19 protein-coding genes are annotated in these 19,081 nt (G+C 73.6%); 9 read left to right on the top strand and 10 right to left on the bottom strand.

The window, feature by feature from the left end:
• Positions 1–14 precede the first annotated feature (14 nt).
• From ACIBG7_RS11065 to ACIBG7_RS11040, 6 genes are all read right to left on the bottom strand, one after another.
• Positions 15–2,063 (bottom strand): iron ABC transporter permease, encoded by a 2,049-nt coding sequence (locus ACIBG7_RS11065; protein WP_397335914.1) that lies wholly within the window; start codon positions 2,061–2,063, stop codon positions 15–17.
• On the bottom strand, positions 2,060–3,040 hold the full coding sequence (locus ACIBG7_RS11060; protein ID WP_397335913.1) for an ABC transporter substrate-binding protein: 981 nt from the start codon (positions 3,038–3,040) through the stop codon (positions 2,060–2,062). Before ACIBG7_RS11060 ends, ACIBG7_RS11065 begins: the two co-directional genes overlap by 4 nt.
• Before the next feature lie 9 nt (positions 3,041–3,049).
• The gene (locus ACIBG7_RS11055) at positions 3,050–3,934 is read right to left on the bottom strand and encodes an ABC transporter ATP-binding protein (protein ID WP_357924777.1); all 885 of its coding nucleotides are present in this window, start codon (positions 3,932–3,934) and stop codon (positions 3,050–3,052) included.
• Positions 3,935–3,941: 7 nt separating this feature from the next.
• Positions 3,942–4,835, bottom strand: coding sequence for a siderophore-interacting protein (locus tag ACIBG7_RS11050; protein ID WP_357924774.1), 894 nt, complete (start codon positions 4,833–4,835; stop codon positions 3,942–3,944).
• A gap of 66 nt (positions 4,836–4,901) precedes the next feature.
• Positions 4,902–6,032, bottom strand: a complete 1,131-nt coding sequence (locus ACIBG7_RS11045) for a M20/M25/M40 family metallo-hydrolase (protein WP_397335912.1) — start codon at positions 6,030–6,032, stop codon at positions 4,902–4,904.
• An 80-nt stretch (positions 6,033–6,112) separates the two neighbouring features.
• A complete protein-coding gene (locus ACIBG7_RS11040; protein ID WP_397335911.1) occupies positions 6,113–6,505 on the bottom strand; it encodes a MerR family transcriptional regulator in 393 nt (130 codons plus the stop codon).
• 55 nt (positions 6,506–6,560) lie between these two features.
• Here ACIBG7_RS11040 and ACIBG7_RS11035 point away from each other — a divergent pair, with 55 nt between their 5' ends.
• The 4 genes from ACIBG7_RS11035 to ACIBG7_RS11020 all read left to right on the top strand — a co-directional run bounded on the left by ACIBG7_RS11035 (position 6,561) and on the right by ACIBG7_RS11020 (position 10,144).
• Positions 6,561–7,628, top strand: coding sequence for an NAD(P)/FAD-dependent oxidoreductase (locus ACIBG7_RS11035; RefSeq protein ID WP_397335910.1), 1,068 nt, complete (start codon positions 6,561–6,563; stop codon positions 7,626–7,628).
• Positions 7,625–9,034 (top strand): MDR family MFS transporter, encoded by a 1,410-nt coding sequence (locus tag ACIBG7_RS11030; RefSeq protein ID WP_397335909.1) that lies wholly within the window; start codon positions 7,625–7,627, stop codon positions 9,032–9,034. Before ACIBG7_RS11035 ends, ACIBG7_RS11030 begins: the two co-directional genes overlap by 4 nt.
• A gap of 11 nt (positions 9,035–9,045) precedes the next feature.
• Positions 9,046–9,201, top strand: coding sequence for a hypothetical protein (locus ACIBG7_RS11025; protein WP_357924761.1), 156 nt, complete (start codon positions 9,046–9,048; stop codon positions 9,199–9,201).
• Positions 9,202–9,325: 124 nt separating this feature from the next.
• On the top strand, positions 9,326–10,144 hold the full coding sequence (locus ACIBG7_RS11020; protein WP_357924759.1) for a carbohydrate-binding protein: 819 nt from the start codon (positions 9,326–9,328) through the stop codon (positions 10,142–10,144).
• Between the two features lie 442 nt (positions 10,145–10,586).
• On the opposite strand, the gene ACIBG7_RS11015 is transcribed toward ACIBG7_RS11020, so the two are convergent.
• On the bottom strand, positions 10,587–11,372 hold the full coding sequence (locus tag ACIBG7_RS11015) for an ArsR/SmtB family transcription factor (RefSeq protein WP_397335907.1): 786 nt from the start codon (positions 11,370–11,372) through the stop codon (positions 10,587–10,589).
• A gap of 99 nt (positions 11,373–11,471) precedes the next feature.
• Here ACIBG7_RS11015 and ACIBG7_RS11010 point away from each other — a divergent pair, with 99 nt between their 5' ends.
• Complete coding sequence (locus tag ACIBG7_RS11010) at positions 11,472–12,695, top strand: MFS transporter (protein ID WP_397335906.1); 1,224 nt, start codon at positions 11,472–11,474, stop codon at positions 12,693–12,695.
• Between the two features lie 57 nt (positions 12,696–12,752).
• Complete coding sequence (locus ACIBG7_RS11005; RefSeq protein WP_397335905.1) at positions 12,753–13,565, top strand: serine/threonine-protein kinase; 813 nt, start codon at positions 12,753–12,755, stop codon at positions 13,563–13,565.
• 45 nt (positions 13,566–13,610) lie between these two features.
• Here ACIBG7_RS11005 and ACIBG7_RS11000 read toward each other — a convergent pair whose 3' ends face one another.
• The gene (locus tag ACIBG7_RS11000; protein WP_357924745.1) at positions 13,611–14,360 is read right to left on the bottom strand and encodes a lysophospholipid acyltransferase family protein; all 750 of its coding nucleotides are present in this window, start codon (positions 14,358–14,360) and stop codon (positions 13,611–13,613) included.
• A gap of 126 nt (positions 14,361–14,486) precedes the next feature.
• Here ACIBG7_RS11000 and dhaK point away from each other — a divergent pair, with 126 nt between their 5' ends.
• From dhaK to ACIBG7_RS10985, 3 genes are read left to right on the top strand one after another with little or no spacing between them, the layout of a single operon-like run.
• The gene (gene dhaK, locus ACIBG7_RS10995; protein ID WP_397335904.1) at positions 14,487–15,476 is read left to right on the top strand and encodes a dihydroxyacetone kinase subunit DhaK; all 990 of its coding nucleotides are present in this window, start codon (positions 14,487–14,489) and stop codon (positions 15,474–15,476) included.
• On the top strand, positions 15,476–16,147 hold the full coding sequence (dhaL, locus tag ACIBG7_RS10990) for a dihydroxyacetone kinase subunit DhaL (protein WP_397335903.1): 672 nt from the start codon (positions 15,476–15,478) through the stop codon (positions 16,145–16,147). Before dhaK ends, dhaL begins: the two co-directional genes overlap by 1 nt.
• Positions 16,141–16,515, top strand: a complete 375-nt coding sequence (locus ACIBG7_RS10985; protein WP_357924739.1) for a phosphoenolpyruvate--protein phosphotransferase — start codon at positions 16,141–16,143, stop codon at positions 16,513–16,515. Before dhaL ends, ACIBG7_RS10985 begins: the two co-directional genes overlap by 7 nt.
• A 99-nt stretch (positions 16,516–16,614) precedes the next feature.
• Here ACIBG7_RS10985 and ACIBG7_RS10980 read toward each other — a convergent pair whose 3' ends face one another.
• Complete coding sequence (locus ACIBG7_RS10980; RefSeq protein WP_397335902.1) at positions 16,615–18,276, bottom strand: thiamine pyrophosphate-binding protein; 1,662 nt, start codon at positions 18,274–18,276, stop codon at positions 16,615–16,617.
• Positions 18,273–19,034 (bottom strand): cyclase family protein, encoded by a 762-nt coding sequence (locus ACIBG7_RS10975; RefSeq protein ID WP_397335900.1) that lies wholly within the window; start codon positions 19,032–19,034, stop codon positions 18,273–18,275. Before ACIBG7_RS10975 ends, ACIBG7_RS10980 begins: the two co-directional genes overlap by 4 nt.
• Between the last annotated feature and the right edge of the window lie 47 nt (positions 19,035–19,081).

Here is a 19,081-nt window from a genome sequence, read left to right as displayed (position 1 = left end):
GAGCCGTCCCGCGCTCAGGCGCGGGCGGCTCGGCTGCGCCACAGGAGCCAGACGAAGTACGGCGTGCCGAGCAGCGCGGTCACCAGGCCGGCCGGCACCTGGGCGGGGGCGATGACGGTACGGCCCAGCGTGTCGGCCAGGCTCACCAGCAGCGCCCCGAGCACCGCCGCCATCGGCAGCAGCCGGACGTGCCGCCCGCCCACCAGGGCGCGGGCGGCGTGCGGGGCGACCAGGCCGACGAAGCCCACCACGCCGACGGCCGAGACCGCGGTGGAGGTGAGGATCACCGCCCCGCCCAGCCCGAGCAGCCGCACCGGTTCGAGCGGCACGCCGAGCACGCGCGGAGTGTCCTCGTCGAGCGCGAGCAGGTCGAGGTCGCGCCGCAGCCACAACGCCAGCGGCAGGAAGAGCAGCAACGCCACCGCGACCGGCAGGAGCTGCGCCGGGACCCGCCCGTACGTCGAGCCGGACAGCCAGGTCAGCGCCTTGGCGGTGTTCCACGGGTCCGACTTGACGATGATCAGGATGGTGATCGCGTTGAACAGGGCGTGCGCGCCGACCCCCATGAGCACGAGCCGGTCGGAGCTGAGCCCGCCCTTCCAGGCCAGCAGGTAGACCAGGGCGAAGGCGGCCAGCGCGCCGAGCCCGGCCGCGCCGGACACCATCGCGATCCCGGCCATGGGCACGAGCGTGAGCAGGGCGATGGCCGCCGCGCCCGCGCCCGCGGTGATGCCGAGCACGCCCGGCTCGGCCAGCGGGTTGCGGGAGACGGCCTGGAACGCCGCACCGGCCACGGCGAGCGCCGCACCGGCCAGGATCGCCGCGGCGACGCGGGGCCAGCGCTGGTCGAGCACGTAGGTCAGGGCCTTGCCGGTCCGGCCCTGCAGCCAGTTGGCGACGTCGCCGGTGAGCAGCCAGGTGTCGCCGCCGAGCAGGCCGAGCACGACCGCGCCGATCAGCAGGGCCGTACCGGAGACAAGGAGCACCGCGAAGGCGGTGCGGCCGGTGTCGGCGGTGCGCACGGTCGGGGGCTGCCGGGTGGGACCGGCGTCGCGGTGCCGGCGGGCCAGCCACATGAGCACGCCCGCGCCGAGCATGGAGGTCACCACGCCGGGCGGGACGTCCACGCCGGCCTGCGCGCCGAGCAGGAAGCGCAGCGCGATGTCGGCGCCGAGCAGGATGACCGCGCCCGCCAGCGCGGACAGCGGCACCAGGGCCCGGTGCCGGCTCAGCTCGGGCAGCCGCCGGGCGACGAGCCGGACGATGACCGGCGCGCACAGGCCGACGAAGCCGATGGGCCCGGCGACGGTGACCGCGGCGGCCGACAGCAGGACGGCGAGCACGATGACCGTCAGCCGCAGCCGCCGCACGCGCACGCCCAGCACCTGGGCGGTGTCGTCGCCGAGGCCGAGGATGTCGAGGCGGGCGCCGAGCAGCACGGCCGCGCCGATCGCGAGCAGGATCACCGGGGCCATCTGGGTGACGCCGCCGAGGTCGCTCTGCACCAGCGAGCCGCTGCCCCAGGCGAACAGGCCGGTGTTCTCCTCCTGGAAGAGGATCATGAGCAGGGTGGTCATCGCCTGCAGGGCCAGCGCGGTGGCCGAGCCGGCCAGGATGAGCCGGGTGGTGCCGGTCCTGCCACCGGCCGACAGGGCGAGCACCAGGGCGGCGGCGGCCAGGCCGCCGAGGAAGGACAGGCCGCCGGACAGGAAGGCGGGCAGGCTGAGGCCGAAGGTGGCGGCCAGCACGACGGCCAGGTAGGCGCCGTTGCTGACGGCCAGCGTGTCGGGCGAGGCCAGCGGGTTGCGCGCGACCGACTGCAGCAGCGCGCCCGCCGCGCCGAGCGCGACGCCGACGCTGACCGCGGCCAGCAGGCGCGGCAGCCGGGAGGCGACGAGCACGTTCATGGCCTGCTCGTCGAGGGCGAACAGGTCGGTGTCCGAGGTGCCCTGAGTCAGGTGCACCACGGCGAGGACGGCGATGGCCGCCAGGGTCACGAGGAAGGCCCCCGCGACGCCGATTCTGCGCATCGGCGACGCGGGAGCCTCGACTGCGGTGATCACCCGGTGTAGGCCTTCACCAGGGCGTCGGCGAACTGCCGGGACGACAGCGGGCCGCCGAAGGTCCAGATGCCGTCGGGCAGCTTGGTGACCCGGTCCTGCTTGACGAAGGAGAGCGACTTCCACAGCGGGTTGGCGGCCAGGTCGGCGAAGACGTCGATGCCGTCGGAGGCGCTGTAGAAGAAGCGGAGGTTCTCGTCCTTGACCGCGGTCATGCCCTCGACGTCGGTGCTGCCCAGGCCCCACACCTTGTCGACCTCGCCGGTCCAGGCGTTGGCCAGGCCGAGTTGCTCGGCGACGTCGGAGACCAGCGAGCCCTTGCCGAACGGGCGGATGGAGATCTTGCTGCCGTCCTTCCAGCCGTCGGCCATCATGAACTTCTGCCCGGCCGAGCCGGAGGCGGCGATCTTCGCCTTGCCGTCGGCCAGGGCGGTGTCGAAGTCGGCCAGCACCTTGGTGGCCACGTCGGTCTTGCCGACCGCGGTGGCGATCAGAGTGAGGTCGTCACGCATGCGCTCGATGTTGGCCGAGGCGTCGCTGCCCTTGGCGACGATCACCGGGGCGATCTTCTCGAGCTGGGTGATCAGGCCGGAGTCGTCGGACTCCATCACGACCAGGTCCGGCTGGAGCGCGGCGATGGAGTCGACGCTGGGCTCCTGGCGGTTGCCGATGTCCTTGACCGAGGGGTCGAGCGGGGCCGCGGTGACCCAGGTGCCGTAACCCTTGACGTCGGCGACGCCGACCGGCTGCACGCCGAGCGTGACCAGCAGCTCGACCTCGCCCCACTCCAGGCCGACGACCCTCGTCGCGGGCTTGTCGAGGGTGATCTGCTTGCCGCGGGCGTCGGTCAGGGTGATCTGCGCGGCGGAGGCGGAGGCGGAACCGGAGGGCGCCGCGGCCTCCTGGGCGACCGGGGCCTCGGTGGTGCCGCAGGCACTCAGGAGCAACGTGGCGGCGACGACCGCCAGGAGGGAACGCATGGGGATTTCTCAGCCTTTCATCGCCAGGTGGCGACCCAGCGGGCGGGTGCGGACCAGGCCGTTCAGGGGATCGATCGTGGCCTCGACGCGGATGCCGTAGGCCTCGGTGAGCAGGTCCTCGGTGAGGACCTGCGCGGGGGCGCCGTCGGCGCGCACCCGGCCGCCGTGCAGGAGCACGACGCGGTCGGCGATCTCCGCCGCCTGGTTGAGGTCGTGCAGGACCACGCCGACGGCCACGCCGTGCCGGTCGGCCAGGTCACGCACGAGTTCGAGCAGCTCGACCTGGTAGCGCAGGTCGAGGAAGGTGGTGGGCTCGTCCAGCAGCAGGACGCCGGCGTCCTGGGCCAGGCAGGTGGCCAGCCAGACGCGCTGCATCTCGCCGCCGGACAGCTCGTCCACGGCGCGGTCGGCCATCACGCCCACGCCGGTGAGCTCCATGGCGTGGGTGATCGCGCGCTCGCCGTCGGGGTCGGCGGCGCGCCAGCGGCCCCGGTGCGGGTGGCGGCCGTAGCCGACCACGTCCCGCACCCGCACGCCGGTGGGCGTGGGGCGGCTCTGCGACAGCAGGGTGACCCGGCGGGCGAAGTCGCGGGCGGACAGGGCCAGCGCGTCGTCGCCGCCGGCCAGCCGTACCTCGCCCGAGTCGGGGCGGTGCAGGCGGGCCAGGGCCCGGAGCAGGGTGGACTTGCCGCTGCCGTTGGGACCGACCAGCGCGGTGACCGCGCCGGCGGCCAGGCTGATGCAGGCGCCGTCGACCACGGTACGGCCGGCGTACCCCAGGCACAGGTCGGTGCCGGCGAGCGCGCTGTCGGCGGCGCTCGATGCGTCGGGGTTGTTCGTCGGGGCGTCCGGGTTCATCGGGGCGTCAGTGCTCGTCGAGGCGTTCGTGCTCACCGAGCGCTCACGCGTCCTCGGCGCGGCCCTGGCGCCAGTAGCCCATGAACGCGACGGCCTTGCGGTCCATGCCGCGCTCGGAGACCAGGTGGCGGCGCAGCCGCTTGATCACCGCGGCCTCGCCGGCCAGCCAGGCGTAGCAGGGGCCGTCGCCCTCCTCGGGGACCTCCCAGAGGATCTCGGCGTCGACGTCGACCTCCTCGGGCTCGACGCCTGCCGTACCGCTCGGGAGCAGCCGGGCGGCGGCCTGCTCGACGGCGGGCACCAGGCGGCTGCCCCACTCCTCGTGGCCGCGGGCCAGCCAGGTGACCTTCACCGCGCTCGCGGAGACGATCGGCTGGGCGTCGCTCTCGTGCGGGACCTCCAGCAGCGCCTCGCCGGTGATGTGCGCGGGCAGGCGCTCCAGGATGCCGATGATCGCCGGGACGGCGGTCTCGTCGCCGGCCAGCAGCACCGTCGCGAAACCGGTGGGCGGGTGGAACTCCAGGCCGCCGTGAGCGCCCTCGAAGCGGGCGTCGGGGCCGAACAGCCCGGCCTCGGAGCCCGGTTCGGCGCTCGCGATCCAGCGGGCGGCGGGTCCGGGCGTGCCGGCGGCGTCGTCGTGCAGGACGACGTCGATGTCGACCTCGGACAGTTCGGGGCGGACCGCGCGGACGGTGTAGGTGCGCAGCGGGTTGCGCTCCTCGCCCTGGGCGTACCACTGCTTGAACCAGTCGGCGCCGCGCGGGAAGCGCGAGACGCCCGTGCCGGGGAGCGGCAGGATCAGCTTGATGCGCTGGTCGTAGCCGTTGTCCGCGAACTCGTGCAGATCCTCACCGGTGAAGGTCACTCGCAGGAACGACGGGCTGAGCCGCTGCAGGCTCCGGACCCGGACGTCAAACGCGCGAAAGGCGTCAGCCACCACAACTCCTTACTTAGGCAAGGCTAACCTACACCGATCAGCGCAGGTAGGAAAGCCTTGCCTAAGTCAGGAGCAAAACTCCCAGATCGTCCGGGTGAGCAACTCGGTGAGCCGGTCGAGGGAGTCGAGCTCCACCCATTCGGTGGCCGCGTGCGCGCCGCCGCCGTCCACGCCGACCAGCAGGCACGGGATGCCCGCCCCGGCCAGCAGGGCGCAGTCGGTCCAGAACGGCTCGGCCCGGATGACCGGCGGCCGGCCCAGCACCTGCTCGGCCTGGGCCAGCACGGTCCGCACGATCGCCGCCTCGCGGTCGGCCTCGAAGGGCTCGCGGCGCAGCCCGGGTTCGAGGCGGTAGGCGAAGCCGGGCACGGTCGCGGCGAGCCGGTCGAGGATGGCGGCCAGTTCCGCCTCCGGCCGCTCACCCGGCACCGTGCGGCGCTCGACGGTGATCCGGCAGGCCGCCGGATAGCTGGAGGCCTCCTCGCCGCCGCGGATCAGCGAGGCGTGCACGCTGCCCCGGCCCAGCAGCGGATGCGCCGGACCGGCGGCCAGCCGCTCGCCCCACTCCTCGATCGCGACCAGGAAGTGCCCGGCCTTGGCGATGGCGTCCACGCCCAGGTCGGGGCGCGAGCCGTGCGCGGCGACCCCCTCCACGACGACGTCGAACCAGGCGAAGCCCTTGTGCGCGAGGGTGATCTCCAGGTGGCTGGGCTCGGTGACGATCGCCGCGTCGGCGCTGAAGCCGCGCAGGACCTCCTCGGTGCCGGCGCTGGAGTGCTCCTCGTCGGCCACGCAGCAGACCAGCAGGTCGCCGCGGAGCGGACCGGCCGCGACCGCCCGGGCGGCGGCGGTCATCATGGCGGCGAGGCCGCTCTTCATGTCGAACGCGCCCCTGCCGTACAGCCGGCCGTCCTCGACGCGTGGCGCGAGCGGGTCGCCGTCGTAGCCGGCCAGGGTGACGGTGTCGAGGTGGCCGTTGAGCATCAGCGCCGGGCCGCCGCCGCTCCCCCGCGCGACGGCGACGACCGACGGGCGGCCGGGGCGCTCCTCCAGCCAGGTGATCTCGAACCCGCGCTCGGCCAGCCAGCCCGCGCAGTAGTCGGCGATCGCGGCCTCACCGGAGCCGCCGGGGACCAGGTCGGGGTTGACCGAGTCGAGGACGATCAGCCGGCGCAGCAGTTCGACCTGGTCTGGCATGGGTCCTCCGGGGGATGGCGTTTTCCTCCCACCGTGCCCGGCCGACGCTCACCGATCAAGGCATGCGGCCGCCATCCTCGTCATGCGGTCTCGGTCAGGCGGCGGTAGACGGGGCACTGGGCGAAATCGTCGGCCGTGCACTCCATCAGATGCTCGATGAGCGCCTTGGAGGCCGCGATCTCCGCGAGCCGCCGCTCCAGCTCGGCGTGGTGCCGCTGGAGCAACGCCTGCCGCTCGGCCCGGCCGGTGCGGGTCAGCACCTCCCGGATCTGGTCCAGGCTCATCCCGGCCGCCTTCGCCCGCAGGATCGTCACCACCCGGACGACGTGGTCGTGCGTGTAGCGGCGACGCCCGTTGATCCGGTCGGCGGGCGACAGCAGCCCCACCGACTCCCAGTGCCGCAGCACGTGCGGGGCCAGATCGAACCGCTCGGCGAGCTCACCGATCCGCATCGTCGTCTCGCTTGACTTCATGTTGACATTAACTTGCAGACTTGCTCTCCCCGTCAAGATTTTTCGGAGGCAAGACATGTTCGACGCCGTCATCGTCGGCGGCGGCCCGGCCGGGCTGGCCGCCGCCCTCACCCTCGGCCGGGTCCACCGGCAGGTGCTCGTGATCGACGCCGGCCAGGGCCGCAACGCGCCTGCCGCCCAGGTGCACAACTTCCTCACCCGGGACGGCACTCCCCCGGCCGAGCTGCGCGCCCTCGCCCACGCTGAACTGGCGGCCTACCCCACCGTGCGGATGGTCACCGGCACCGTCGTCCGTGCATTGGACGGCGAGGGTTTCCGCCTGGAGCTGTCCACCGGCGAGAGCGTGGGAGCACGTCGGCTCGTGCTGGCCACCGGGCTCGCCGACGACCTGCCCGGGCCGCGCGGGGTTGCCGAGCTGTGGGGCCGCACCGCGGTGCACTGCCCGTACTGCCACGGCTACGAGTGCACGGGCCGGCGGGTGGCGGTGCTGGGGGCCGAGCTTTCCCGGGTACGGCTGGCGCTGCAGCTGAGCCGGTTCGCCGCCGACGTCGTGCTCTGCACCGACGGGCACCCGCTCTCCGCCGACGTGCGGGCCATCTTGGAGACGAGCGGGGTCGGTGTGCGGTGCGAGCCCGTCGCCCGGCTCGAAGGGGCGGACGGGCTGCTGGAGCAGGTCGTGTTCGAGTCCGGGCCGTCCTTGGCCCGGGACGTGGTGTTCGTCGTCAACGTGCCGCGCCAGCGGTCCGACCTGGCCGCCCGGCTCGGCTGCGCGGTGTTCGACGACGGGTGTGTCGAGGTGGACGACCTCGGCCGCACCAGCGTGCGCGGCGTGTACGCGGCCGGCGACATGGCCCGCCGGGCCGGCATGCCGGTGCCCATGGCCGCCGTCATCGCCGCCGCCGCCAGCGGCACCATCGCCGCGGCCGCCCTGGACCAGGACCTCCTCACCACCGACCACCCCCTCCCCAGCCCCTCCTCCCACGCTCCCTCTTCGCCCGACCCCCTCCTGCAGAAGACCCCGCCCCTCCCCTACTCCCACACCCCCGCCTCACCCGACCCCCTTCTGGACGGGTCTCGGGAGACCTCGCCCCTCTCCTCCCGGGAAAGGGGTCAGGGCGCATGATCCTGGTCACCCCGCGTGGCAACGTCCCCCTGGCCACCGCCGGCCTGCTGCTCGGCATGCTGCTGTCGGTCCTCGACCAGACCGTGGTGGCCCTGGCCCTGCCGGCCATCGCCGCCGACCTCGGCGGCCTGGACGCGGTCGGCTGGATCGTCACCGCCTACGTCCTGACCTCCACCGCGACGGGAGCGCTGTACGGCAGGGTCAGCGACCGCTTCGGCCGCCGCCCGGTGTTCCTCGCCGCCCTCGCCGTCTTCGTCGCCGGCTCCGCCCTCTGCGGCCTCGCCGCGTCGACACCGCAGCTCATCGCCGCCAGGACCCTCCAGGGCATCGGCGCCGGAGCCCTGTTCGTCCTCCCCGCTACCGCCTTGTCCGAGCTGTACCCGCAACGCCTCCGCAGCAAGGTGCAGGGCTTCACCGGCGGCGTGTTCGCCCTCGCCGGCGTCGGCGGCCCGCTGGCCGGCGGCGCGATCACGGACGCCTGGGGCTGGCGGTGGATCTTCTTCGTCAACCTCCCCTTGGGCCTGCTCGCCATGGCCCTCACCGCGGCCGGCCTGCGCCTGCCCGGAAGCAGGGCGAAGGTCCGGATCGACCTCACCGGCGCCGCCCTGCTGACGGGCACCGTGGTCGGCCTGCTGCTGGTCGCCGAGTGGGGCGGCCGGGAGCACGTCTGGGGCTCGCCCGCGATCCTGGGCCTGCTCGGTGCGGCGGTGACGCTGTCGGTGCTGTTCGTCCGCCGCCAGCGCCGCACCGCCGACGCTCTGCTCCCGGTGCGGTTGTTCGCCGGCCCGGTCCTGCGCGCCGCCCTCCCCGCCGCCGGGCTGCTCGGCGCGTTGCTCGGCGGCTCGATCGTCTACCTGCCCACCTACCTCCAGGCCGCGTACGGCATGAGCGCCACCCAGGCCGGCCTGGCGCTCATGCCGTACGTGCTGACCTTCATGGCGGTCTCCTCGCTGGCCGGAGCCCGGATCACCGCCGGCGCCCGGGTCAAGCCCGTCCTGATGACCGGTTCGGCCGTGGTGGTGCTGGGCTTCCTCCTGCTCAGCCGCCTCACGCCCGGCCTGCCGTACGGCTGGGCGGCCCTCGGGCTGGCCGTCCTGGGGCTCGGCTTCGGCCTCCTGATGCAGAACCTGGTCGTCGTGGCGCAGAACGCGGTCCCCCCGGCCGACCTGGCCGCCACCACCTCGGCCGTGGTGTCGGTCCGCGGCCTGGGCCTGTCGATGGGCGTCTCGCTCTTCGGCGCCCTCCTCGCCCGGGAACACGCCGCCCCTGCCGCGGCCATCCCGGCCGTCCTCTTCTGGGGCGTTCCCGTAGCCGTCGCGCTGGTGGCGCTGGTGGCCCTCCTGCCCGGCCCTCGGCCCGCCATGGAACGCGGTGGAACGCCTTCCGGAGGTGAACCCATGACCTGAGGAGCCGCCCCATGCCACGCACCGCCCGAATCGTCATCGCCGCCGTGATCGCGCTGGCCGCGGCAGGAGCTCTGGCCGGGGCGATCCTCGGCGGGCTCAACTGGGGGTTCGCCCTGCTGCTGGTGTCCGGCGGGCTGCTGACTGTCGTCAAGGTCTGGGAGTCGTAGCCCACGCGGGTGTTCCCGCATGTCACGCCGGGCATAACAAGATCCTATAGGAAATCGTAGGGTACACTCCGATCAGACTGGGTGTCAGGTTGGGAGAAAGCCTCTGACCCCCCAGGAGCCAGCCATGGAGGAGACCCCGAAGGGCCTCACCCGCAAGACGTTGTTCAAGGCGGCGATCGTGGCCGCCCCGCTCCCGCTGCTGGTGCCGCAGCTTCCCGCGCTGGCCCGCACCATGGAGGAGCCGCTCACCCCCACGCCCTTCTGCGACGACGGCGACGACCCCACGCCCCCGCAGACCGAGGGGCCCTACTTCAAGCCGAGCTCGCCCCGCCGTACCTCCCTGATCACCTCCACCACGCCGGGCGTGCGGCTGACGGTCAGCGGGTTCGTCTTCGGGCTGGCCTGCCAGCCGATCGCCAACGCGCTGCTGGACTTCTGGCAGGCGGACAACAACGGCGCCTACGACAACACCGGCTACAACTTCCGCGGGCACCAGTTCTCCGACGCCACCGGCGCCTTCCGGCTCACCACGATCGTGCCCGGCCTCTACCCCGGCCGTACCCGGCACATCCACGTCAAGGTCCAGGCGCCCGGGCGGCCCGTGCTCACCACGCAGCTCTACTTCCCCGGCGAGCCGCGCAACAGCACCGACACGATCTTCAATCCGGCGCTGCTCATGAACGTCCGTACCGTCGGCAACGCCCGTGAGGCGACCTTCGACTTCGTCCTCAACGTGCCCGGCACGCCCCCCACCAGCCCGCCGCCCACCAGCCCACCCCCGAGCAGCCCGCCGCCCGGCGGTGGGACCTGGGCGGCGGGCACGGCCTACGCCGCCGGCGCCACCGTCACGTACGGCGGAGCCTCCTACCGCTGCCTGCAGGCGCACACGGCGCAGGTCGGCTGGGAGCCGCCCAACGTGCCGGCGCTCTGGCGGCGGGTCTGACCCTGGAGACCGGACTGCCGCCCATCGTTCCCCTCGGCCGGCGGCTCGCCGGGCGGCAGTCCTTTCCGGGTAGCTCCTTCACGCACTTGGACGTGAGGGATGTGCGTCCCACCCTTCACCCCTGGGGGCTCGCGGCCGCGCCGGGACCAGGCGGAGCCCGGCGCGACCTCCTCCCCCATCCCGCCGCGCCCCCTCCCGGTGCGATCTCTCGGGGTTTCTGGCCGGAGCCCTTTGACTGAGGTGCCGTGCAGGTCGAGTTCGTCTCCCTGTCCGCCCAGAGCGTCAACCGCACCGCCGATCTGGCCGGCTCGCGGCACGGGTCGCCGTCTGCTCGTGGCCGGCCCTCACCCTCCTTTGCGGCCGCCAGGCTCGGGCCGCTCTGCCGTACTAGCGCCTGGCCCGTCCGATCCGCCCGCTCGACCTGGCCATGCCCGGGCCGGACCTACCGCCCGTCTTCCTGCAGGCCCTCCCCCGAGTCTTCCTCGGTGACACCGACCGGGAACACGTCGAAGTGCACGATCACCCGGGCCGTCTCGGCAGCGGTCTCGCGACGCTCGGCCGCCGCCCGGAACCGGTCGAGCACCTCCAGAACCTCCGACGCCATCTCGTGCATCTCGGCCGCGGTCAACCGCAACGACCGCCGGCCCAGCACGCTGCCCCGCACCCACTCCTCAGGCGTGGACGCGGCCTCCTGCCGCCACCGGGCCAGTTCCTCGGCCCGCTGACCGAGAGCGCGGTCGATGAGCAACTGGGCCGCGTGTACGGCTCCCGCGTCCGGCTCCTTCCACGGCTCGCCGGTCGAGAAGCCGCCGGGGGTGATGCGCCAGTACTTCTCCTTCCCCCGGCCGAGACCCTCCGCGATCTCGATCATCTGGTGCCGGGCCAGCTCCCGCAGGTGGTAGCTGGTCGCGCCGGTGTTCTCGTCGAGCAGGCCGGCCAGTTTGGTCGCGGTCAGGGGTCCGTGTTCCTCCAGCAGCTCGTAGATCCGCAGCCGGAGGGGGTGGGCGAACGACTTCAGCGCCGCCCCGGTCAGCTTCCGAGCCGCCGCCCCCACCACCCCGGCTCCCACCGAGCCCGCCACTCCTGCAGCCCCGGCCGGGCCCGCTGCTCGGGCCTTGGAGTCGATCGCGCCCCGAACGGCTGAACGGGGCGAAGAGGTGGGTGTGCCGGGCGGGGCTCCCGGCGAGTCCTCGGGGGCGGGGGTGGAGAGCGGGGCGGGCGGGGTCATAGCCATACGCTAGCTGCCCGAATATCCGCTTGCAAAGGAAAGTGTGCAAAGATAGCTTTGCAAAGGAAGATTTGCACAAGCTGCTACGAAGAGGTTCCTGTGCGGGCGTTCAGACATCTGCTGGTTTCCACGGCCACGTCCAACCTGGCGGACGGGCTGCTCAAGGTGGGCGCGCCGCTCCTGGCCGTGACGATGACCAGGTCCCCCACGCTGGTGTCGCTGGTGGGGATGGCCACCACGCTGCCGTGGCTGCTGCTCGCCCTGCACGCGGGCGCGATCGCCGACCGGGGCGACAGGCGGCGGATCATGATGGCGGCGGGCCTGGTGCGCACGGCGACGCTGGGGGCGGCGACGGTGCTGGCGTTGTGCGGGTGGCTGAGCCTCCCCCTGCTGGTGGCGGCGGTGTTGCTGGCGGGCGTGTCGGAGGTGTTCGCCGACACCTCGGCCCAGGCCGTACTGCCGATGACGGTCCCGCGCGAGCGGCTGACGCACGCCAACGGCCAGGTGGTGGGCGTGCAGACGATCGGCAACGACTTCGTCGGCGCCCCGCTGGCCGGCCTGCTGGTGGCGCTGGTCCCGGTGGCGGTGATCGGGGCGCCGGCCCTGCTCTACGGCCTGGCGGCACTGGCCCTGGTGGGGATGCGCGGCACCTACCGGCCGGAGAACCCGTCGACCGGCCCCCTGCGTCGCGACATCGCCTCAGGGCTGCGGTACCTGCGCGAGCACAGGTTCCTCCGCACGCTGGCCATCTCCGCCGGCCTGCTGAACTTCGCCAACGCCGCCTACTTCGCGGTGTTCATCCTGTGGGCGGTCGGCGCGGGCTCGCGGATCGGCATGGAGCCCGCGGCGTACGGCCTGGTGATGACCACGCTGGCGGTCGGCGCGCTGGTCGGCTCGCAGGTGGCGAGCCGGGTGGCCGCGGCGCTGGGCGACGGGCGCACGCTGGCGGCGGTGTGGACGCTGAGCAGCCTGCTCCTGTTGGTCCCGGTCCTGTACCCCACCCCGTGGGCCCTGTACGTGACCGGCGCCCTGCTGGGGGTCACCGGCGCGGCGGGCAACGTGATCGTGATCTCGATGCGCCAGCGCATCATCCCGGAGGAACTGCTCGGCCGGGTGAACTCCGCCTACCGCCTGATCGGCATGGGCGGCAGCCCGCTCGGGGCGCTCGCCGGCGGGCTGGTCGGCGAGGCGTACGGGCTGCCGGCGGTGTTCGTGTCGGCCGTGGTGGTGTGCTTGATCGCGGTCGCGCTGATTTCGCCCCGACTGATTTCCCGCCCCCTGACCTGCACCACCGTCGTTTCCGGCATATCCGGATCACGGTAAGTGTCCCCCGGGCCGTGATCAGGTGACATGATTACGATCGAGCGACGAGGGGATGGTATGCGGGAGATCGGCGGACGGTACCTCCTGAGCGAGGAGGCCGGTCGTGGGGGGATGGGCATTGTCTGGCGTGCTTTCGACCAGCTTCTCCATCGCGAGGTTGCGCTCAAGGAGCTGACGCTCTCCGGCGAGCTCGCCGCGGTGCGCCGCAGGGTGCTCCGCGAAGCCCGGATGGCCGCCGGCCTGAGCCACCCCAACATCGTCACCGTCCACGACCTCATCGAGGAGGGCGGGCGGCTCTGGATCGTCATGGAGTACCTCGACGGCCTGTCCCTGCACCAGCTCCTGTCCCAGGTCGGCACCCTGCCCGCCCAGTCGGTCGCCGCGATCGGCCGGCACCTGCTCGCCGCCCTCCGCAACGCGCACGGCTCCAGCGTCCTGCACCGCGACGTCAAGCCGGCCAACGTCATGCTCACCGGTGACCGCGTGGTGCTCACCGACTTCGGCATCGCCACCGCCGACACCGGCGCCAACGCGCCGGCCTCGCGCGGGCTGCGCGGCACTCCCGCGTTCATGGCCCCCGAGAGGCTGTACGGCGGAGCGGCGACCAAGGAAGCGGACATGTGGTCCTTCGGGGCCACGCTCTACAGCGCGGTCGAGGGGCAGCCGCCGTACCCGGGCAAGGACGCCCCGACGGTCGTGGCGATGATCCAGAACGGCGTGTACCCGCTGCCCCGGCGGGCCGGCGCGCTGCGGCCGGTCATCGAGGGGCTGCTGCGCTACGACCCGGCCCGGCGGCTCACCCAGCAGCAGGCGGCGATCCTGCTGGCCGACATCCGCACGGCCACGCACCACCACCACGCCACGCTCTGACCCACCACAGGACGGCACCCGCCCAGGACTGCCCCGCGCCCGGGGTCACCGGCGCTTGGCCGCCCGCTGAGCGGCCTCTTCCGCGTCCAGCGCCGCCGCCTCCTCCGGGGTGGGCGCACTGCCACCGAGGTGAGCCGGCAGCCACCACGCACCCGCCTCCCGCTCCGGGTACTCGGCCTGCGCCCGGTCGACCAGCCCGCGCATCCGCTCGCGCAGGTCCAGGGTCAGCGCCGCGACGTCGTCGTCCGGCCCGACCTGCATGGGCTCCCCGACCAGGATGCTGATCGGCACGTGCCGCTGGGTGAGGCGCTTGGGCCGCCCCTTGGTCCAGAGCCGCTGCGTCCCCCACAGCGCGACCGGCAGGAGCGGCACGCCGCCCTCCTGCGCCAGCCGTACCGCACCGTTCTTGATCTCCTTGACGGTGAACGACCGGCTGATCGTCGCCTCGGCGAAGACGCCGACGATCTCGCCCGAGCGCACCAGGCCGAGGGCGTGCGCGTAGGAGTCGGCCCCGGCCGAGCGGTCGACCGGGATGTGCCGCATGCCGCGCATGAGCGGCCCGGAGATCGGGTGGTCGAAGACCTGCTTCTTGGCCATGAACCGCACCTTGCGGCCGGCCGGGAAGGCGGCGTAGCCGGCGAAGATGAAGTCGAGGTAGCTGATGTGGTTGCTGACCAGCACCGCGCCACCACGTGCTGGAACGCGGTCGACGCCTTCCATCTGGAAGCGGTAGTCCATGAGTCGGAAGACGGTCCTAGCCGCGGCGATCACGGGCGGGTACACGAGCTCGGCCATGAACTAGACAGTAACCTACGCCTGCGTAACCTTGCGACGCCCGAAGCCGGGGTAGAAGGTGGCAACGAGGCCCCCCACGGCGACGGCGAAGGGAGGAGTGGCCGCCCCGCGCGCGCCACGTACCCGATGAAGAAGCTCCTCAACGATCCCGGCGACGCGGTCGCCGACGCCCTCGCCGGCCTCGCCGCCGCCCACCCCGGGTTGCGGGTGGACGTGGCGGAGCGGGTGGTGTACCGCGCCACGATGACGCCGGGCAAGGTCGGCCTGGTGTCGGGCGGTGGTTCCGGCCATGAGCCGCTCCATGCCGGTTTCGTGGGGTACGGCATGCTGGACGCCGCCTGTCCGGGCGAGGTGTTCACCTCACCGGTGCCCGACCAGATCGTCCAGGCCACCACCGCCGGCCACGGCGGCGCGGGCGTGGTGCACATCGTGAAGAACTACACCGGTGACGTGCTCAACTTCGAGCTGGCCGCCGAGCTCTGCGCCGAGGAGGGCGTGGAGGTGGCCTCGGTGCTGGTCGACGACGACGTGGCGGTCCAGGACTCGCTCTACACCGCCGGGCGGCGCGGCACCGGTGCGACGTTGTTCGTGGAGAAGATCGCGGGTGCGCTGGCCGAGGCGGGGGCGCCGCTGGCCGAGGTGGCGGCGACGGCGCAGCTCGTGAACGGGCGCAGCCGCTCGTTCGGGGTCGCGCTCAGCTCCTGCACGGTGCCGTCGGCCGGGAAGGCCACCTTCGACCTGCCCGCCGACCAGGTGGAGCTGGGCATCGGCATCCACGGCGAGCCGGGGCGCAGCCGGGCGGGCATGGGGACGGCCCGTGAGCTGGCCGGGCTGGCGATGGACGCCGTGCACGGTGACCTGCCGCTCGAAGGGGATCTGCTCGTGCTGGTCAACGGGATGGGCGGCACGCCGTTGCTGGAGCTGTACGTGATCTTCGCCGAGGTCGAGGCGTACATCCGCGGGAAGGGGGCGCGGGTGTCGCGGTCGCTGGTCGGGAACTACGTGACGAGCTTGGACATGCAAGGCTTCTCGGTCAGCGTCTGCCGGCTCACCGACGAGCTCGAACGGCTCTGGGACGCGCCGGTGGAGACGCCCGGCCTGCGCTGGGGGCGCTGATGGACGCCGCCTTCTTCACCGCCTGGCTGGCCGAGTGCGCCGCCGTCGTCGCCGCGCACCGCGACCGGCTCACCGAGCTCGACGCGGCCATCGGCGACGCCGACCACGGCGCCAACCTCACCCGCGGCTTCACCGCCATCCAGGAGGCAGCGGTGCCCGCCCAGGCACCGGCCGACGACCCGGCCCCGACGCCCACCTCCGGCTCCCCCCTCCCTCCCGGGAAGGTGGTCAGTGCGGCCGGGAGCCTGCTCATCCGCAAGGTCGGCGGCGCCTCCGGCCCCCTGTACGGCACGGCGTTGCGGTTGATGGGCCAGGCGCTGGGCGACGCCCCGCAGGTCTCCCCCGCCGACCTGGCCACCGCGTTGGAGGCCGGGGTCGTGGCGGTCGAGCGGCTGGGCAAGGCCGCCGTGGGCGACAAGACGATGATCGACGCCCTCCGCCCGGCAGCCGCGGCCCTGGCGCTTGCCGTACAGGACGGGGTGAAACTGGAGGAGGCGCTCGACCGGGCGGCGACCGCGGCAGAGGCGGGTGCCCGGGCGACGGCACCGCTGCGCGCCCGCAAGGGCCGGGCCAGTTACCTGGGCGAACGCAGCGAGGGCCACGAGGATCCGGGCGCGGCCTCGGCGGCGCTGCTGGTCAGGGCCCTGCACACGGTGGCCGCCCGATGGTAGGCGTCGTGCTGGTCTCGCACAGCGCCGGGATGGCGGCCGAGGCGGTGGCGCTGGTGCGCGGCATCGCCGGGGAGCGCGTGCCGCTGGCCGGGGCGGGCGGCGACGTGGGCGGCGGGCTCGGGACCAGCATCGACCTGATCGAGACGGCGATCGCGCACGCCGACGAGGGCGACGGGGTGGTCCTGGTGCCCGATCTCGGCAGTTCCGTGCTGACCGCACGGCTGCTGGAGGAGCCCGGGCGGGTGCTCGTGGCGGACGTGCCGTTCCTGGAGGGCGCGGTCGCGGCGGCGGTCACCGCCGGGGGCGGCGCGCGCCTGGCGGAGGTGCTCGCCGCCGCGGAGGAGGCCTGGATCTACCGCAAGACCTGACCGGGGCCGCAGGACCCGGCCGGGACCGCAGGCCTGACCGGGGCCCCGCCTTGAGCACGTGGGCCCGGAGCACCATGCTCAGGCCCACCGAACCCCGGCTCAATGACCCTTGAAGGCCTCCTCCAGCCACCACGAGCCGTGCTCGCGGGTCACCTTGGCGTGCACCAGCAGCGGACGTTCGCGCGCGCCCTTCACCCACTCGGCCACCCCGGCCAGGTCGTCCGGCCCGGTCACGGTCACCGCGGCGCAGCCGTACCCCGCGGCCAGGGCGGCGAAATCGGTCGGCGGGAAGGTCACGGTCTGCATGGGCTCGCCGCGGAAGTGGTGCACCTCGGCGCCGTACCCCTCGTCGTCGTAGACCACGATGACCATGGGCAGCCCGAGCCGCACCACGGTCTCCAGCTCGGCGATCCCCATCAGCGCGCCGCCGTCGCCGAGGGCGGCGACGGGGAGCCGGTCCGGCTGGGCGAGGGCCGCGCCGATCGCGGTGGCCAGGCCCAGGCCGATGGACTGGAACCCCTGCGTGCAGCAGAATCCCCGCTCATCCGGGACATCGATGAACATCGCCGGATATCCCATGAAATTTCCGGAATCGGTGGCCAGCACGCGCTCCGCCGGCAGCACGTCGTCCAGCCCGATGCTCAACGTCCGCGGGTCGATGCGCCCCGCCCCGCTCTCGTCCTCGTACGGCACGCACCGCCACCGCCCCTCCCGCGCGATGCGCTCGGCGAGCTCCGGGCTCCGATACCCCCCGGCCGGCCGGTCGAGCGCGGCGGCGACCCTGGCGGCGACCGCGGCGACGTCGCCCACGACGCCCGCGCTGACCGGCCGGTTGCGCCCGAGCGCGGCCTCGTCGGCGTCCACCTGGATCACCTCGGCCCCCGGCGGCAGGAGCTTGCCGTGGGCCGTGGTCCACATGGTCAGCGCGCAGCCCCAGGCGACCACCAGGTCCGCGCCCCCGATCAGCTCGGCGGCCAGCGGGGTGGCGAAGCCGCCGCTCACGTCGAGATCCCAGGGGCTGCCCCGGAACAGCCCCTTGGCGACCGCCGAGGTGGCCAGCAGGGCGCCGGTCCGGTCGGCGAGCTCCTCCAGCGGGCGGCGGGCGTGCCGGGCGCCGCGTCCGGCGATGAACACCGGCCGCTCGGCCGCGCCCAGCTTCCGCGCCAGCTCGTCGGCCCCCGCCCCGCCGTCAAGGGCCGAAGCCGCCTGCGGTCCGGTGAGGGTCAGGCCGTCGGCGAGGGCCTGGGCGATCCGGGCCTCCTGCTCGGGGCCGAAGGCGGCCTCCTCCCGCTGGACGTCGAGCGGCAGGTTGAACAGCACCGGCAGGCGGGCCGTACGAGCGGTCCTGACCAGGTCGACGACCTCCGCCACCACGCTCGCCCCCGAGCCGAGCCGTACCGACAGCCCGCCCACGGACTCGACCAGCCCGGCCTGGTCGATGTGGAAGTTGGACCGCTCGTCCGTGGCCTCTCCGGCGACCACGATCAGGGGCGTCCGGCTCTTGGCCGCCTCGGCGACGCCGGTGACCGTGTTGGTGAGCCCCGGCCCCTGGTGCACGGTGACGAGGCCGACCGAGCCGGTGAGCCGGGCGTGCGCGTCGGCCATGGTGACCGCGCCGGCCTCGTGCCGGGCGGCGACGAAGCGCGTCCCGGCGGCGACGAGCGCGTTGGTGAGGTGGAAGTTGCCGCTCCCGACCACCCCGAAGGCCGTCCGGCAGCCCAGCGCGGCCAGGACCCGCCCGGCGGCTTCGGCGGCGTTCACCGCTCGACCAGCGCCAGGACGCGCAGCGGGCTGCCGGACCCGCCGAGGATGGGCAGCGGCGGCGCGATGACGAGCGCGCCGGTCGCCGGCAGCCGGTCCAGGTTGCGGAGCTGAGTGAGCCCGTACTTGCCCGCGCCCAGGAAGAAGGAGTGGCAGGGGAAGGCCGGGTCGAAGGAGTGCGCGGCGCCCGCGTCGGTGCCGACGGTCTCGACGCCGACGCCCAGGATCGGCGTCTCCTCGGCCAGCCAGCGCGCGCACCCGGGCGAGATGCCCGGCCACGAGCCCTGGTTGAGGAAGGCGGCGCCGTCCTCGGCGCGGCGGTCCCAGCCGGTGCGGTACAGCAGCCAGCCGCCCTCGGGCAGCGGGCCGTTGGCGCGTTCCCAGTCGCGGACGTGCTCGATCTGCAGCAGGAAGTCGGCGTCCTTGCCCGCCTCTGCGGTGCAGTCGAGGACGACCGCGGGGGCGAGCAGGTGCTGGAGGGGGACCTGGGCGACGTCGAGGCCGTCCTGGCCGGTGACCCAGTGCACGGGCGCGTCGAAGTGGGTGCCGGTGTGCTCGCCGGTGTGGATGTCGTTCCAGTACCAGGCGGGTCCGCGGTCGTCGTAGCGGCTGATCTCCTCCAGCCGGAACGGGATGGTGTTGGCGAAGGGCTCGGGGAGCTGGAGGATCGGGGTCTCCGCGGACAGGGGGGCGGTGAGGTCGACGACCTCGACGGCGCCGCTGCGGAGGCTGTCGGCAAGCATCTTCAGCACGGACATGCGGGCATCTTCCCCCGCCCGGCCACATCCGGGGAAGAGCCGGCCGT

The sequence above is a fragment of the Nonomuraea sp. NPDC050328 genome (assembly GCF_044459405.1).
GTDB lineage: Bacteria > Actinomycetota > Actinomycetes > Streptosporangiales > Streptosporangiaceae > Nonomuraea.
Note: the sequence above shows the minus strand (reverse complement) of the source record. Positions and strands in the feature narration are given on the sequence as shown.